Origin of the sequence: Burkholderia sp. B10 (assembly GCF_004368385.1) — a bacterium.
GTDB classification, from domain to species: Bacteria; Pseudomonadota; Gammaproteobacteria; order Burkholderiales; family Burkholderiaceae; genus Burkholderia; species Burkholderia vietnamiensis.
In genome coordinates, this window is record NZ_PQMX01000103.1 from 1 (window position 1) to 16,211 (window position 16,211).

General features: G+C 61.6%; 10 protein-coding genes. 9 read left to right on the forward strand and 1 reads right to left on the reverse strand.

Annotation, left to right across the window (positions count from 1 at the left end):
* Positions 1-246 precede the first annotated feature (246 nt).
* Positions 247-1,569 (reverse strand): type VI secretion system contractile sheath large subunit, encoded by a 1,323-nt coding sequence (tssC, locus tag C3Y15_RS29080; protein ID WP_069246597.1) that lies wholly within the window; start codon positions 1,567-1,569, stop codon positions 247-249.
* Between the two features lie 289 nt (positions 1,570-1,858).
* Here tssC and vgrG point away from each other — a divergent pair, with 289 nt between their 5' ends.
* From vgrG to C3Y15_RS29125, 9 genes are all read left to right on the forward strand, one after another.
* Positions 1,859-4,405, forward strand: a complete 2,547-nt coding sequence (gene vgrG / locus C3Y15_RS29085) for a type VI secretion system Vgr family protein (protein WP_059739149.1) — start codon at positions 1,859-1,861, stop codon at positions 4,403-4,405.
* A 12-nt stretch (positions 4,406-4,417) separates the two neighbouring features.
* The gene (locus C3Y15_RS29090) at positions 4,418-6,571 is read left to right on the forward strand and encodes a hypothetical protein (protein WP_011881741.1); all 2,154 of its coding nucleotides are present in this window, start codon (positions 4,418-4,420) and stop codon (positions 6,569-6,571) included.
* Between the two features lie 32 nt (positions 6,572-6,603).
* Positions 6,604-7,422, forward strand: a complete 819-nt coding sequence (locus tag C3Y15_RS29095; protein WP_124260072.1) for a hypothetical protein — start codon at positions 6,604-6,606, stop codon at positions 7,420-7,422.
* 34 nt (positions 7,423-7,456) lie between these two features.
* On the forward strand, positions 7,457-8,617 hold the full coding sequence (locus tag C3Y15_RS29100; RefSeq protein ID WP_011881744.1) for a hypothetical protein: 1,161 nt from the start codon (positions 7,457-7,459) through the stop codon (positions 8,615-8,617).
* Positions 8,583-12,182, forward strand: coding sequence for an ImcF-related family protein (locus C3Y15_RS29105; protein WP_243860285.1), 3,600 nt, complete (start codon positions 8,583-8,585; stop codon positions 12,180-12,182). Before C3Y15_RS29100 ends, C3Y15_RS29105 begins: the two co-directional genes overlap by 35 nt.
* A gap of 16 nt (positions 12,183-12,198) precedes the next feature.
* Positions 12,199-14,013 (forward strand): type VI secretion system baseplate subunit TssF, encoded by a 1,815-nt coding sequence (gene tssF / locus C3Y15_RS29110; protein ID WP_069246467.1) that lies wholly within the window; start codon positions 12,199-12,201, stop codon positions 14,011-14,013.
* A gap of 98 nt (positions 14,014-14,111) precedes the next feature.
* A complete protein-coding gene (tssG, locus tag C3Y15_RS29115) occupies positions 14,112-15,092 on the forward strand; it encodes a type VI secretion system baseplate subunit TssG (protein WP_224056529.1) in 981 nt (326 codons plus the stop codon).
* 46 nt (positions 15,093-15,138) lie between these two features.
* The gene (gene tssJ / locus C3Y15_RS29120) at positions 15,139-15,780 is read left to right on the forward strand and encodes a type VI secretion system lipoprotein TssJ (protein ID WP_011882412.1); all 642 of its coding nucleotides are present in this window, start codon (positions 15,139-15,141) and stop codon (positions 15,778-15,780) included.
* A gap of 128 nt (positions 15,781-15,908) precedes the next feature.
* Positions 15,909-16,178 carry a PAAR domain-containing protein gene (locus C3Y15_RS29125; protein WP_224056530.1) on the forward strand — a complete coding sequence of 90 codons (270 nt, stop codon included), beginning with the start codon at positions 15,909-15,911 and terminating at the stop codon, positions 16,176-16,178.
* The last annotated feature ends 33 nt before the right edge of the window (positions 16,179-16,211 follow it).

Sequence of the window (16,211 nt, forward strand, 5' to 3'; positions counted from 1 at the left end):
ATGGAACCGCTCGGCTATATCCCGCCCGCCGAGGCTGAGGCAAACTACTACAGGCAACTCAGAAATGCTGCTGAAGTGCCTGCATTAACTTAAACCAACCGGCCTCCACGATTCCCGGTGCGGTTCATGCTGCTGGAAGTGCTGCGGCGTCATGAAAATCCCCTTGGCCCACAGCGGTCTGGTTATCTTCATCTTGTTGGATTCTGGAATGGAAGTAGCGGTGTAGAGGTGCGCGACGGAACGCGTTCAATGTTTCGCTTTAGGCATCTGCGAAACTAGGGAGAGGTTGATGTCGACGCCCTCGATCTGAAAATGCGGGACGATGAACAGCTTGATGCGGAAGAACCCCGGGTTGTCCTCGATGTCCTCGACCGTGACCTTGGCCTGCCGCAGCGGGTGTGCCGCCTGAAGTTCATCGCCGGGATCGGTCATTTCCGTAATAAGCGATTTAATCCAGGTATTCAGCTCAAGCTCCAGCAATCGGCTATCGCGCGTCGTGCCGATGTTTTCGCGCTGGATGAGCTTCAGGTAATGTGCGATCCGTGACAGCAAGAAGATGTACGGTAAACGGGCATTGATCCGGCTATTCGCGGAGGCGTCGCGTGCATCGTAAGATCGCGGCCGTTGCGTTGAATGCGCCGAGAAGAAACACGTTTGATCGTGATTGCGGGTATACGAAAGGGGAATTAGGCCGATATCGGCGAATTCATTCTCGCGTGTTTCCGAAATCAATGCGTCCGTGGAAATCTTACCCAGTTGCCCGGCGCCGAGGTCGTACCGATGCGCGGGAATGTCATTGATGACGCCACCCGCTTGCGGGCCGCGAATCTGCACACACCAACCGTTTCGTACGAAGCTGCGCACGATATTGACCGCAAAAGCGAACGCCGCGCTTGTCCACAGATATGCGCTGCGACCAGATTCCCTGACATTCTCGGTGTAATTGAATGCGCGCACGGGCATCGTATCGAATCCGTACGGCAAACGTGCAAGGAATCGCGGCATTGTGAGCGCGATGTAGCGTGCATCCTCAGTTTCACGGAAGCCTTTCCACTTCAGGTATTCGGCCCGCTCGAACCAGCTCGGCAGATCGCGGATGCCTGCGACGGCTTCCATCGTGGTTTTCCCGAAGAACGCAGGCGAGACGGCGCCGATGAACGGCATATGGGCCGCGGCCGCGACTTTCGAGATATTGCGCAATAGTGCGATGTCCGGGCCGCCGTGATCGAATTCAAAGGCCGAGACGATCGCGGCGATGGGCTGCCCGCCCGGCATGTCGTATTCGCCGACGTATGTCAGCCGGAACAGGCCACTCTGGATGATGTCCGGTGCATCTTCGAAGTCTTGACGCAGCGCTTCTTTCGAGACATCAAGCACCTCGATTTTGACGTTTTGTCGAAAATCAGTCCGATCCACCAGGAATTGCAGGCCGCGCCACGTCGATTCGAGTGTCTGAAATGCGCAGTGGTGGAGGATGGCGTCGAGCTGTCTGCCGAGTTGATCGTCCAATTCAGCCAGATACCAATCGATCAAATCGGAATCGATGCACGCAATCGTATTTATGCGCATTTCTGAAGATAATTTGGCGTCGGTGTATTGGTCGCACTGAGCGCCTTCACTCATCGGACGTTGCATCTGGCATGGCCGGATAACAGAGGAATGCGACATATAGCATGGCGAACATCTTAAAAATAGCGAAATACGTGAACAATTGTCAGACTTCGGACAAATACAACAAACGGCCTGAATAATGCACGCTCGCTCTTCCACGACAAGGGCGAGTGTAGTTACTGTTCTTCCTCGGCTCTGAGCGCGATGCGGGTGTTTGGCAGCGCTATCTGGATACGGGGTTACAACAATGTCGAACCTGTTTGACGATGCGAGGCGGTTCGTATCGGACTTGACCGGGGTGTCGGGGCGCCAGGCATATTTCTTCGAGGTGCCGGGGACCGAGAGCGCAGTTGCACTCTCGGTCGTGTCGGTGATGGCGGTCGAGCGGATGGGATATCCCACCGAGGTGCGAGTGGTGCTCACGCATCCGCTGCAGCTGGCCCGCACTGACTATCTGAATCGCGACGCGGTCTGCACGATCGTGCCTGACGATGGTGTGCCACATCGTTTCTCCGGTTTTATCGCGCGCTTCTCGACGCTGCAGACCACCGCGGACTTCACCAAGTACGAGATCGTGCTGAAGTCGCACTTCGCGCGACTGGAAGCGGTGAGCACCAGCCGTATCTACCAGCACCAGACGACGCCGCAGATCATTGAGGCAGTGCTGCGCAGCCATGGCTTGGAAGGCCACCAGTTCGCATTCCGGCTGCGCCGCGAGTATCCGAAGCACCTGTTCCGCTTCCAGTACAAGCTCGACGACCTGTCGTATGTGCGGATGCTGATGCAGAAGGCCGGCATCTACAGCTACATCGTCGAGACCGAGCATGGCGATCAGGCGGTGTTTGCCGACGACGTCGACCATTACCAGTGGGACCCGCACTTGACTGCGGCGTATCGCGAGACTGCGGGGCTGGAGGCGACCGGCGCCGAGGCGGTGACCGCACTCAAGACGCATACGGTGACCGTGCCGCAGTCGTTTGTCGTGGCCGATTACAACCCCGAGCAGGCGTGGGAGCGGTTCAAAGACGAGGCGAACGTCGCGCCGCAGGACCAGACTACCTATGGGCGGCCGTACGTCTACGGTACGAATCACCTCGATCAGGACGGCGCGAAATGGGAGGCGCAACTGCGCCATGAAGCGGCGATCGCGTGGCAGGTGGTGTACGAAGGTGAGAGCAACGTACTGGCACTTCAGCCGGGGCGCGTGCTGAATCTGGACGCCGCACTGCCTGACGCGCCGGACGGTCAAGTCGTGATCGAGGTGACGCATCGCGGCGCGCGCGATCGGGCCTATACGAACAGCTATAAGGCGATTCCCGCTAACCGGCGCTTCCGGCTCCAGCTCGAAGACGCGAAGTGGCGGAAGATTGCCGGGACGCTGAGCGCTCGGGTGACGAGCCCCGACAAGTACAAATACGCTTACCTGACCGCGGCGGGCTACTACACGGTCCGATTCGACGTGGACTTCGCGGACTGGCCGGCAGGCGGGGAAAGCGTGCCGCTGCGGCTGGCAAAGCCCTTCGCGGGCAAGTTGCAGACGGGCTTCCACTTCCCGGCGCTGGACAACGATGAAGCGGTGATCGCGTTCCGGGACGCGGACCCCGACAAGCCGGAGATCATCGGCTTCCACCATCACAGTCAGGCGCGCGATCTGGTGACGAGCGATCGCCGCTGGCTGTCGCGCAACGTGATTCGCACGCAGTCGAATAACAAGCTGCGGATGGAGGACTGGGCGGGGCAGGAGGGCGTCAAGCTTAGCACGGAACACTCCGGCACGAGCCACCTGGACCTGGGCTATCTGGTCGACGAGAAACTGGAGCGGCGCGGTGAGGGTTTCGAACTGCGCACGTCGGGTCACGGTGTCGAGCGCGCGGGCAAGGGGCTGCATCTGACGGCCTACGACCGCCCGGGTGCGAGCGGGAAGCAACTCGACATGCAGGAGACGATCGCGCAACTGGAGCAGGCGCTGGCGTTGGCGAAGTCGCTGGGCGACGCGGCGCGTACGGCGAAGGCGATGCCGGCCGACACGGATGCGCAACAGCAGATGAAGGACGAGTTCGACGGGCTGAAGCAGCCGGGCTTACTGGCGAGTGCGCCGGCCTCGATCGGCGTCGTGGCAGGTGGCGGCGTGCAGATGGCTGCGAAGGAGAGTATCTCGGCGGTGGCTGGCAAGAACGCTGACTTCAGCGTGATGAAGCGTTTCACGGCGGCCGCGGGCGAGGCGGTCTCGTTGTTCGCGCAGAAGCTTGGAATCAAGATCTTTGCGGCTAAGGGGCCAGTCGAGTTGCAGGCGCAGAGCAACGCCATGGCACTCACGGCAGAGAAGGATGTAAGCATCGCCAGTGCGAACGGAAAGGTGAATCTCTCCGCCGCGAAAGAACTCATTCTCGAGTGTGGCGGGGCGTTCATCAAGATCGCGGACGGCAATATCACACTGGGCGGCCCGGGCGACCTATTCCTGAAAGTACTCACCATTCAGAAGCAGGGAGCGCAGTCTCTGAATCTGCCGGTTCCGCAATTGCCCGTCCCCGCTGGCGTTGAAATGTTCAGCCAACGGCTCGATGTCAGTCCGCTGCTCGGCAAGGAATTCTCGCTTCCCTTGCACCATATTCCGTATGCGGTGAAAGACTCAACCGGGCGGATCGTTGATAGCGGCATGCTCGACGAAGCAGGGTATACGGGGCGTACGTTCACCAAACAGTCTTCAAAGCTGAAGTACCACATCGGCAACGATCCTTGGCGTCTGTTTCTCGACTCGAAGCACGCCGAGATCGACAACGAGCCTCAGGAATAGGGAAGCACGCACATGGCAACGACTTTTGACGATGCAGCAACGGGATCGACAACGGTTCTCCCGGTCGATGGTGCCGCTTCCAACGCACAAGTGCCTGTTCAAGAATCGGCGACGACGAACGAAGCAGCATCTGAAATCACGACTACATCGACGGGCGCTCCCGCATCGGGAGACACGACCACGTCCGCGGTTGCCCAGGCCGACAAATTTCCTGCAACCCAGACAGCATCGACTGCTTCGTCTAACGACGGGCCGTTGCCGGAGGCCACGACGACGCAGGACTCTGCGCCACGCTCGGGCCTGGAGTCGGGCGCGCCGGTGCTCGATCACGTGTTTGTCGGCCTCGACGGCACGCCGATCAATGGGCTCAAATACCGCTTCGAATCCGACGGCGCAATCATTGACGGGGTGACGGATGGCGATGGCAAGGCCGCTCCCGTCAATTCGTTCTCCGCGGGGGCGGACTGCGCGGTTTTGGTATTGACGGACAGTGGCGCTTACAAACAGGTCGCCTGTTACACCGTGCCAACAGCCGACACATCGGCGACGCTGATGAGCGGAAGCATGGTGTTGGAAAGCGAGACGCAGCCACACGCTGGTTCGTCCGACGACGCGGCGCGTGAGCCATCGCCACCCGTCGATGACACGCGTAGCTCGCAATCGCATCCAGCCTATTCGTCTCAAGATGAGTCGACGGCGGGCGGGGCTTCGAGTGCACCAAGTACCACAAACGACAACACCCCGGCCGCTGCGACGTCGGGAAATTCCGAAACGATAAAGGCCACGGACGGGAGGCCGGGTGCGGCGGCGTCCTCGACGCCGCCAGTCGGTTCAGCAAAGCCGTCGACGACTCCCTTGCCGAAGAAAGGCACCACGATCGCTAAAGGGAGTTCCGGGAAACGTGCGCCGTCGACCACTACGACCGCCGCTCGGGACAAACTTGGACATCCGCAAGCGGCACCGACCGAAACATTTACCGACTGGGCAAGCCACAAGGTACATGCGGCATGGCACTTCATCGAAGACATCTTCGGGCTCGACTCGAACCCGGTGGCAGGGACAGTGGTCCGGCCGCAAACACCGGCGTCTGCACAGGGCGGTGCTGCCAACACGAGTAGTGCGCCACGAAATCTCACTGCGGTGCAATCGCTGATCTCCATTGCGGAGGGCCAGACGGAGCACTCGATGCCGTCGTCGGCCACGGTCGTCAATCTGAAGAAGATCGCGGATGGTTCGATTACGTATGGAAGCAAGCCTTCCAAAAAATCGAAGGGGCAATGCTACATGTATGTGAAGATCGCGCTGTGGCGAGGCAACGCGATCAAGTTCATAAAAAACAAGAAAGGAGATTTTGACGCGGCGGGGGGTAGCTATGCGAAGGTGGCGGGAGAATTCTTGATGTCGCAGGGATTCGTGAATGTCACCGATCAGCTTCCGGATGCGAGATGGGCCTTACCCGGCGACGTGATCGTCTACCACGTCAAGGGTGACGCGGAAACGGCTGACGGTCGTGGCCAGCCCGGTCACATTGACATACGCACGTACCACTACTATGTCAGCGACTTCAAACGAAACTATCTTTGCTTCAGTGGAGGCGGGGGTACGCATTTCTATGAGGTGAGCGGGATCTATCGCAAGCCTGGATACTTCGATCCACTTGCCCTTGCGCGCATGAAAGCTTTTTTGAAGATCATCCGGTCACGGGAGGCCAAAGCGTTTTTTTCATTCGGCGATGAAAAGACCTATTTTGCATCGCAAGGCGTCTACAAGATTCAGAACGGGATCAAGGATTTTTCAACCTATCCATCCAATCCCCAAAAAGCGGAAGACCACCAAGGTGCATACCAGATTGCCAGGTCATCATGGAAAAGAGGACACGCTCTGGGCACCGGCGCGTTACCTTCAGACTTCACTCCCCAGACCCAAGACCGCTATGCGGTGTGGTTGATGGAGGGCGAGCCGGGACGTTTTGGCCCGAAACCGGAATGTCTGCCCGCTCCCAGTGCTTTGGGTTATATCCGGCAGGGTGATATCGATCAGGCAGTGAGTCTGCTTCGCAAGCGTCAATGGCCATCGCTTCCTGGTGGAGGGCAAGACCAAGGCTACACGATGACCGATATGAAGGCGGACTTCGACAAGTACCTGAGAGAATACGGAGGCTCCTAGAATTTGATCGGAATACGAAAAACGAAATTTCTATGGGCCATCAAAATCAAATGAAAAGCAGACTTTTAAAAATCGTTGGAACCGCTCTTCTGGTGACGTCAATTTCGGTCTTTTCGGAAACATCGATCCGCGATTACGTTACCTCGAGAAACAACGCGGTCGAAGCCGTTCATGCGAAATACTCCGATCAAGGGAGCGAACGGTTGAGTCGGGCCGCCGATAAAGCGATGCAAGACGTGCGGATCAAATTGCAAAGACTGGTGGGCGCGGTCAATGCGAAAGGCTTTCCGAGAAGCGGCAAGAGCGTTATTGGTTCAAGGTCGGACGACGAGTACGATGGATTGGACGGAGTCGAGGTGAAATCATTCGATGCCAAAACACTACTTTTCGTTACGACTGTGCCGATTATGGAGTCATGGTTGGCGGTTCATCGGAAAGATTTCAAGCATTATTCGACGCTTCGGAAAATGCTGGGGACTGAAGAATTTTACAATGCGACCGCAACGCTCAACGGAGATGCAGCCGTTTATTCCTATGGCGAAATACCGGTGGCTGCACGAGGCGGCGATTCAATCGCGCGGGCGATTGTGTTTGCCGTCGGACAGGATGACCCCGCACCTAGTCCCCCCGACAACCTCGCCGTGACGGTCATGCAGGGCGATCGCATTTTCATTTTCACCGAGAAAGCTACGGTAAAGGGTATGCCGGCGTGTTCTGTGTCGAATCAACAGACATCGATCACCTATGAGCAATGCTTTGCGAAAAAACTGCCCTCCCAAAGCGAGTATCCCAAACTGGTCAATCAGGCGCAGCGATTGGTTGATCTTGTCTCTCCGCAGTTGCAGCGCTGAAGGTACGTATCGATCGTCGTCTGGTTACTTCACTATGTCCTGGCCTATTCCAACGCTGACCTCGGTTTTCTACCCGAAGCCGCTTGAACTTCGAGTATGGGTGCCCGGCCTCTTGGCACTCGCGGTCGGCGCTGCGGGCGCCTTATTGCTGCTGTGGCCTCATGGAAAATCCACGCACGGGCTTCAATTCTGGGGACTGCTCATCGGCGCTCCGCTTGTGTCTTGCGCGATAGCGCTCGGCATTCGGCTGGACCGCTGGGAGCGCGAACAGACGGTTGCGGAAGAACTGGAGCGTGAGCAAGAGCGGATCATGTCTCTTTGGCAATCATGGTGCCGACGCCACGTTTGTGTAACGGCTTCCGTGGCCATCCTACCGATACCTGTTCCAGCTGCTGGGATGAGGGAGCCCGATGCGGAACTCCCAGTGAATAGAGGGCGGGCGAGCGCGTTTCCATGGTCGAAGAACAAAACGCTTAAGCAACGACGCGAGAAGTTGCTCAATCAAATCGCAGAAAAGTTGCAGGTGGCGCTTGCTGGGCGGAAGGAGTTGCGCGTCAAGCTGGTTGTCGCCGACGCACCGGAAGAATCTCTGCTCGGCTGGAAAGCGGATGCGGAGGACGCGCTTTGCAGGGTCGCGCCTGCTTGCAAATTCAAGATTGACACCGAACCGGCAATGGCTTGTGCATCGTTTCTTGCGCAGCAGGTCGACCTTGTCGGTACCGAGCCGCATCTGATCATTACTGCACAAATTTGGCCAGACAGTGCGACCAGGCATACCTTCAGCGAGGGCGCCGCAGCACTCCTGATGGAATCGGCCGACGAGGGGCCGGGCCGTGTCTTGCGTCCGATGATCAGCACGGCCGGCACGCGCGACGCAGACCTGAAGCAACTCGCGCAGATGCAGCTCTCACCCGATCACATCACTCACGCCTGGTTCACCCGATGCGAAGCGGAGTCCGGTGCGATTACGGCGGCGTTCACTACCGACACTAAGGTGAGACCGATCGAGAGATCCTTCGATCACATCGTGGGCGAGCCGGGGCCAGCCACCAGCTGGATTGCGCTTGCCACTGCGTATGAAGCATCGCAGGAAGGGGAACCACACCTCGTCGCCTGGCGTGAGCCGGGCGCCGAGGTGCTGCATCTCTGCATCGTTCGCGGTGCCCAGCCGCAAAAAAGACAAAAGGAAATCTGAGGTGACGTTGAAAAGACGCATATTGGGCCGGTGCCTGCTCGTCATCGCGGCGATCGCGGCCGTGACGGCGTTGATTCTGTACACCGTCGATCTCAAGGATCTGAAGGCGTGGTCCTCCCAAAATCGGCTAGCTATCGTCGGCGCTGGAGTGATGCTGTTGGCAGCGATCGGTGTCACTTTGCAGCGACGCGGGCTCGTGCAGCTCGGTGCGCAGCAGGCGTCCAAAGATCATGGGCTCGAGCCTCCTCCTCCGATCAACCCCGCTGCCGACGCCGGGAAGAAGCAGGTTGAATCGGCCGCCTTGCAGTTGAAGGACCTCCGCTTCCAGATGAAGCAAATCCGATGGTTTCGATGGGCTTATACGCGCCCCTGGCTGCTGTTGACGGGCGACGAGACAACTATTGGCCGCCTGTTGCCCGACCTCAAAGAACGCGGCTGGCTGCTCGCGGATGACGCGGTGCTGCTGTGGGGGCGCACCGGATCGGACGGTCGGCCCGACGAGATGTGGCTGAAGCAGATCCGTCGCTTTCGTCGCACGCGTCCGCTCGACGCGATCATCCTGATGGTCGACGAATCGACATTGCTGCCCGACGCAGTTCGCGGCACGACAAGTCCATGGGGCATCCACCTCGCGCGTATCACGCACCTGCTGCGTTGGTCTGCGTCGGTATTCGTCCTCGATCTCGACGGCACCGACACCGTTCACCGTGTGGATACGCCCGTCACCGGTTGTGAAATCCCGCACGCTGCTGATGCGCCTGCAATCGAAACCGCGCTACTCGAATTACGCAATCGATTGGCCCACGTCAGTGTCGGCCAGCTCGCGCACAACCCTGCCGACCGCTACGCGTCAGATCTCTCGACCCGTCTCGATACGCGTAGCGCACCGCTGGCTCGCTGGATCGCGAGCTTGTCCGACTGGCAACGTCGTGCCCAACCGGTTGCCGGTGTGATGTTCGCACCGTGGCCGGCATCCGGAGCGACGACAACGGGCACCGACAGTCTTCACTTTCCGTTGTGGCGCTATCTGACCGATGCAGCCAGGCGTACGCCGGGCCGCCGTACGGCGACGCATCCTCTCACGATGGTCTCGGGAATCGCGCTGGCGGCCGTCGGACTGTGGGGCGCCGGCATGCTCATCTCGGGCCTGACGAATGCCCGCGGCCTGGCGCTGACGAATGACGTGCTTCGCACGTTCAATGGCGCCAACAGTCCGGCGACCCGTCTGCGCGCCTTGCTCGCGCTCCAGCAGCGCATCGAGTTCTACGAAGCGCGCGTCGAGCGTCCGACGCTGTTCTCGCGCTTCGGCCTGAATCACGATCAGGACGTGCTCACCGCGTTATGGAAGCCCTATGTGCGCGAAGCGCGCCCGCAACTGCTTGCGCCCGTGCAACAGGACATCGAGGGGCAACTGGTCGATCTTACCCAGATGCCGACCACCCAAGTCGATGACCAGGTCAATCGTCTCGCTCGCGACGGTCACGCCACGCTCAAGACGTACCTGATGATGGCGGAGCCGTCGCGCGCCGATGCAGCGTTCATGACGCCGCAACTGGTGCGCCATTGGAACGGCGGCATCGGACTGTCTTCGGGCGAAAAGCTCGACCTGTCGCAGCGGCTGCTGGGGTTCTACGCGCAGCACCTCGGCGCGCATCCCGACTGGCGCATCGCCGCGCGCGACGAGCTCGTCGCGGGCGCCCGCCAGACCTTGCTCGCCGTGATCGGCGTGAAAAACTCGGAAGACACGATCTATCAGGGCATCCTCGAATCGGTCGGCCACAAGTACCCGGACCAGACGCTCGCCTCTCTGACCGATGGCACTGACACGCGCGGACTGCTGAAAACCACGGCCAGCGTGCCCGGCGCGTACACGCGTCAGGCATGGGACGGGACCATCGAGGCCGCGATCGACGACATGGCGAAACGCAATGGCGTGACTGCCGACTGGGTGCTCGGCGCGACCGGCGCCAATCGCAACGCGTCGGCCGCGACGCCCGAGGCGCTGCGCGCGTCGTTGCGCACGCGCTACTTCGCGGACTATGCGGACCGTTGGCAAACCTTCATGAACAGCATCACGTGCGAACCGGCGCGGACCTTGCCGGCCGCCGTCGCGCAGTTGAAACTCATCGCCGATTCGCGGCAGTCGCCGGTAATCTCGCTGATGAAGTCGCTCGAGTTCCAGGGCGGAGCGGGCGTCGTGAAGACATCGCTGTCCGACACCCTGGTGAACAAGGCGCAGAACATGTTCGCGAGCAAGGACAATGGGCCGCAGCCGGCCGCGCCCGATCCGGCCGGACCGCTCGGCGTTTCATTCGGCCCCGTGTTGCATCTGATCGCACCGGGTAACGCGGCGACGGCAGGCGCAACGAGCGACCTGAGCCTGCAGCGTTTCATCGAACGCATCACGATGCTGCGTTTGAAGCTGCAGCAAATCGCCGACAGCCCGGACGCCGATAGCGAGTCGCGACAAGTCGCGCAGTCGCTGTTCCAAGGCAAGAGTTCGGAACTGGCCGACACGCTCGCCTATGCGCAGCTTGTCGCCGCCAGTCTCGGCGAGCAGTGGGCGGGGATGGGGCAGTCGCTGTTCGTGCAGCCGGTCACGCAAGCCACGCAGGCCATTCTGGAGCCGGCACAGGCGAGCTTGAACGACGCATGGCGCCAGACCGTCGTCGCGAGCTGGAACCGCTCGTTCGCCGGCCGCTATCCGTTCGCCAACACCAACAACGACGCATCGTTGCCCGAGCTGTCGCGCTTCCTGCGACCGCAGGGCGGCTTGGTCGGCGCGTTCCTCGCCACGCAGCTGGCGGGCGTGCTGACGTTGCAGGGCGACCAATGGGTGCCGGCATCGAGCGGTTCGGGCGCGAGCAGCGCGGCGCGCACGATCGATCCGGCCTTTCTCAATGCGATCAACATGCTGCAGCGGATCGCCAATCACCTGCTGGCGCAGGGCGAGCCGCAGTACGCATTCGACCTCAAACCGGTACCCAGCCTCGGCGTGACGGACACGCGCCTGACGGTAGACGGTCAAAAGCTGCACTACTACAACCAGCAGGAGACGTGGCAGACGTTCACGTGGCCGTCGAACGAGCCGCAGAAGGCCGGCACGCGTCTCGAATGGCAGACCGAGCGAGCGGGCACGAACCTGAACATGGAATTCGGCGGCCGGTGGGCGCTGGTCCGGCTGCTGGAGCGAGCACACGTGAGCCCGGTGGATACGGCCACCTATCTGATCACTTGGCAGGCCGCGCCGCAGGCGCCGCAGTCGAAGGCAGGCGCCGCGAAGACGGACGATGGCGAGTCGTTGACCGCGCAGGCGCCGCTCGCTCCCGCGCCGGCATCGCTGGCGTATCCGCTCACCTATTTGATGCGTACCGATGTCGGCAAGGGGCCGCTCGAACTGCTGGCGTTGCGCGGGTTCGCATTGCCTTCACGCGTCTTTGTGCCCCGAACGACGCCGTCCCGAGCGGCCGGTACGGCGTTGCAGCCGCCGCCGCTTCCGCCGGGCGCGCTCGCCGCGGCGCGCCACGCGTCCGTGCCGATCCCCGGCGGGGCGCTGCCCGAATGACACAACAGGACACTGAATGACGAATCCGATCAAGGATAACGAGATCCTGCGCTATTACGAGGCGGAGATGCGCTATTTGCGCGACGCCGGCCGGGAGTTTGCCGATGCATTTCCCGATCGCGCGCGCGAGCTGGGCCTGGATCGCGGAGGCGAGCGCGACCCTCATGTGGAGCGGCTGCTCGAAGGCTTCGCGTTCCTGATGGGCCGCCTGCGTCACAAGCTCGACGACGAGCTGCCCGAGTTGACCGAAGGGCTCGTCAGCATGCTGTGGCCGCACTATCTGCGCATGATTCCGTCGTTGTCGATCCTCGAGCTCACGCCGGACATGGGTGCGCTGCAAAAGCACGAGACGCTCGGCGCCGGCCTCGAGGTGACGTCCGGACCGATCGCGACGGGCCACACAGACGGCGCACCCGCACACGTCGAATGCGTGTACCGCACGACGCAGCCGATCGATCTCTACCCGATCACGCTCACCGACGCAGGCGCGTGGGCGCGCGAAGACGGCCGCTCGGTCATCCGGTTGCGCCTGGCGATTCAGCCGCAAGCTCAGCGTGAACGACTGCATGTACCGCGACTGCGGCTGTATCTCGACGCGGACCGGCCGATTGCGCTCGCACTGCATGCCGCGTTGACGGCGAAACCGCTGGCAATGCACGTGCGTGTGCCCGGTTTCCCGGAAGATCGCCCCGGTGCGCCTCAAGATATGCCGGGGCTTCGGATCGAGGCGGCCGGCTACGCGGGCAACGAACGTCTGTGGCCGAAGGCCGACAACGCGTTTGGCGGCTACCAGTTGCTGCTGGAGTACTTCACGTTCCCCGAGAAGTTCATGTTCGTCGACCTGCTCGGGCTCGACATCCAGGCGCTTCCACCGTCCGCGCCGCATGTCGACGTCGAGATCGTGCTGGCAAAGCCGTGGCAGGACGACATGCGTTTCAACGCGCAGAACGTGCGGCTCTACTGCACGCCGATCATCAACCTGTTTCCCGTTCAGGCCGATCCGGTCAAGGTCACGCAGTTCGAGACCGAGTACCGGGTACGGGCGCGCGAGCAGCACGGCCCGTTGGTCGATATCTACTCGATCGACGCGGTGCACGGCATCGATCGCGGCCGACGCTTCGAATATGCGCCGTTCGCGGCATTCCGCCATCGTGGCGGCATGCTGCGCCATACGATGCCCGAGCGATATTTCCATTCGCACGTGCGACGCGCGCCTTCCGGACGGTTCGATACGTGGGTCGTGCTGGGCGGCCACGCTTGGGAAAGCGAGCATGCGCTGCCCGCGGAAACGCTGTCGCTGTCGGTGACGGGCACCAACGGCATGCTGCCGCGCAAGGCGCTGCGCGATGCCAGCATCACGCGGATGCGCGCGGGCTTCACCAACATCGCGGCAGTGCGTAATCTGACCGCACCGACGCTGCCGGTCTACCCGCCGACCGGCGATCGCTTCCAATGGCGTGTGCTGTCCCATCTGGCGCCGAACTATCTGTCGCTGCTCGATGCGGAAATCCTGCGCGGCTCGCTCGCGTTGTACGACTGGACGGACGGGGAGTTGAACCGGCGGCGCATCGAGGCGATCGCCGACGTGCGTCACCGGCCATTGCAGAAGCTCGTGAAGGGCGGCTTGATGCGCGGCGTCGAGATTGCGGTGACGATCGACAGCACGCGTTTCGCGGGCAACGGCGATCTCGAGCTGTTCGGCGCCATGCTGAACCGGTTCCTCGGCCTCTATGCGACGGTCAACCTGTACACGAAGCTCGTCATCGTGTCGCAGCCGACTGGTCAGCGGCTCGAATGGCCCGATACGAAGGGCGAAGGAGCGCCGTTTTGAACGCACTCGCGACCCCGTCGGAACGCAGCTTGACGACCTTGCCGCCAGCCCACGCGGACCGGTTGTTGTTGCCGGCGCTGTTGGATCAGGCGCATCGGATGAATTTCTATCGCTTCTGCGCGTTGATCGAACTGGCGTCACCCGATGCAGCGCCGCTCGGCGCCACCGATTCGCCCGCGACGGATCCGGTCCGGTTCCGCTCGCGTGGCCAACTTGGGTTTCCGGCGCGCGAGATCGATGCAGTCGAATACGACGCGGACGATCCTGCGAAGCCGGTTGCGGTGCGTACGACGTTCCTTGGTTTGTACGGCGTCGACGCGCGGATGCCGGCGTACTTCGTCGACGAAGTGGCGCAGAACCGCGACGGCGCCGAGCCGCTTGCAGCGTTCCTTGATCTGTTTCATCACCGGATCGCGACGCAGTTCTACCGGATCTGGCGGAAGTACCGCTATCCGGCCGGCTTTCGGCCCGACGGCTTCGATACGGTGTCGCGCGGCGCGCTCAGTCTCGTCGGACTGGGGTTCCGCTCGCCTGAAACGCGCGCGCCGGACTGGGGGCTGCCGCGCGACGTCGGCGCGCGCGCACTGCTGTCGATGCTCGGGCTGGCCGCGCAGAAAACGCGTACCGCGGAAGGGCTCGCCGGCGTGCTGACACATGCGATACCGGATGCCGCGATCGACGTCGAGGAGTTCTATCCGGTGTGGCGTACCGTCAACGATTTCGAGCCTGCAGCGCTCGGCGAACAATGTCTGCTCGGACGCGGGTTCTACGATCGGGCGAACACGGTGCGCATCGTGATCACGCCGCACACGCGCGAAGCGGTCGCCGCGCTGGTGCCCGGGCAACCGGCATACCGGCAGATCACCGCGTTGCTGCGCTTCTACCTCGGCTACGAAAGCGAAGCGCTGCTCGAGATGCAGGTGCATCCCGACCTGATGCCGGAACCGTTGTTGGCCGCCGGTCAGGCGAACCTCGGCCTGACCACGCAGCTCGGGTCGCCGCCTGCGGTAGGGCACGGACCCACTCGCGTGACACGGGTGCAGCTGGGGCGCTGGAGCGGGGCGACGGAAACCGTATAAGCCCGCAGTACGAATCGCTGGCACAACGCGACGCAGAACTCGAAACATGGACAACAATCAGATGAACATTTTAAGGATACCGATTGGACGAAGCCTGGCCGGTGCAGTGGCCACCGTGGTGGTCGTTGCGACCGCCGGTTGCGGCGTCGGCCAGGCCGTGAAGGACAGCACGGTGGACGCTGCGAAATGGGCCTTCACGACGCAGGTGAAGACGATGAACCTGGACCTCGTCGCCCGCTCGTCGCTCAATGCCAACGCAGCGGGGCAGCCGTTGTCGACGGTGGTGAGGCTCTATCAGTTGAAGGACGCGAAGACCTTCGAGCAGCTCGACTATACCCAGTTGCAGACCAACGATCTCGATGTGCTGAAGGCGGATCTGCTTGCGACCAAGGATGTCGTGTTGCGCCCGGGCGCGAGCGCCAGCGTGGTCGAGCCGATGAACCCGGACGCGCAGGTGGTCGGCGTCGTGGCGTTCTTCCGTGAGCCGTGGGACGGCGCGGTGTGGAAACTGGCGGTGCCGAAGAAGCAGTGGAAAAAGACCGATCCGGTGAAGATCGAGGTGCGCGACAACACGCTTGTGCTGGTCGACGCGAAGGACCGGCCGATCGTGCGATCGGCGCCGCAGCAGAGCGCGCCGGCGCCGAAGCCGAAAGCGTCGGTGCAGCCCGGTACGCAGGATGAGGGTTGAGCAATTACGCTATTCGATCTTGAGCGGCGCAACGAGATGCGGTGTATCGGGCTACCGAATGATCCTGGATCGGCCGGATAGCAGATGACTGGGCTTGGAAAAATCGGAGGTAGCGGGAAATGCACAAAATGATGGCGCTGAAAGGCAATGCAACGACAACGGGCGGTCACGTGCTCGATGGTGACGAGTCCGATCTGGACCACGGACAACCCTATGCTTATCACATGGGCCGAGCGTCCTGCGGCCGTTGCGGCCAGACCGGGTCGATTTTCGGTACGGCGAAAACGTGGGGTGTAGGCAATACACACGGTGTACTCGACGGCGACATCGTCATGTGCGCATGTCCGCCCGGCGAAAATCGCGTCATTGCCCGGTCGACGTCGTACTACGGCGAATAGCCTGGCGGCCGGGAGTCTCACTTAGTCATATGC

What these genes read in the sequence shown, in the direction of transcription:
- C3Y15_RS29125 (WP_224056530.1), top strand. Translation starts at nt 15,909, where the DNA reads ATGATGGCGCTGAAAGGCAATGCAACGACAACGGGCGGTCACGTGCTC.
- C3Y15_RS29090 (WP_011881741.1), top strand. Translation starts at nt 4,418, where the DNA reads ATGGCAACGACTTTTGACGATGCAGCAACGGGATCGACAACGGTTCTC.
- C3Y15_RS29100 (WP_011881744.1), top strand. Translation starts at nt 7,457, where the DNA reads ATGTCCTGGCCTATTCCAACGCTGACCTCGGTTTTCTACCCGAAGCCG.
- C3Y15_RS29095 (WP_124260072.1), top strand. Translation starts at nt 6,604, where the DNA reads ATGGGCCATCAAAATCAAATGAAAAGCAGACTTTTAAAAATCGTTGGA.
- tssF (WP_069246467.1), top strand. Translation starts at nt 12,199, where the DNA reads ATGACGAATCCGATCAAGGATAACGAGATCCTGCGCTATTACGAGGCG.
- tssG (WP_224056529.1), top strand. Translation starts at nt 14,112, where the DNA reads ATGAATTTCTATCGCTTCTGCGCGTTGATCGAACTGGCGTCACCCGAT.
- tssJ (WP_011882412.1), top strand. Translation starts at nt 15,139, where the DNA reads ATGGACAACAATCAGATGAACATTTTAAGGATACCGATTGGACGAAGC.
- tssC (WP_069246597.1), bottom strand. Translation starts at nt 1,569, where the DNA reads ATGCGCATAAATACGATTGCGTGCATCGATTCCGATTTGATCGATTGG.
- vgrG (WP_059739149.1), top strand. Translation starts at nt 1,859, where the DNA reads ATGTCGAACCTGTTTGACGATGCGAGGCGGTTCGTATCGGACTTGACC.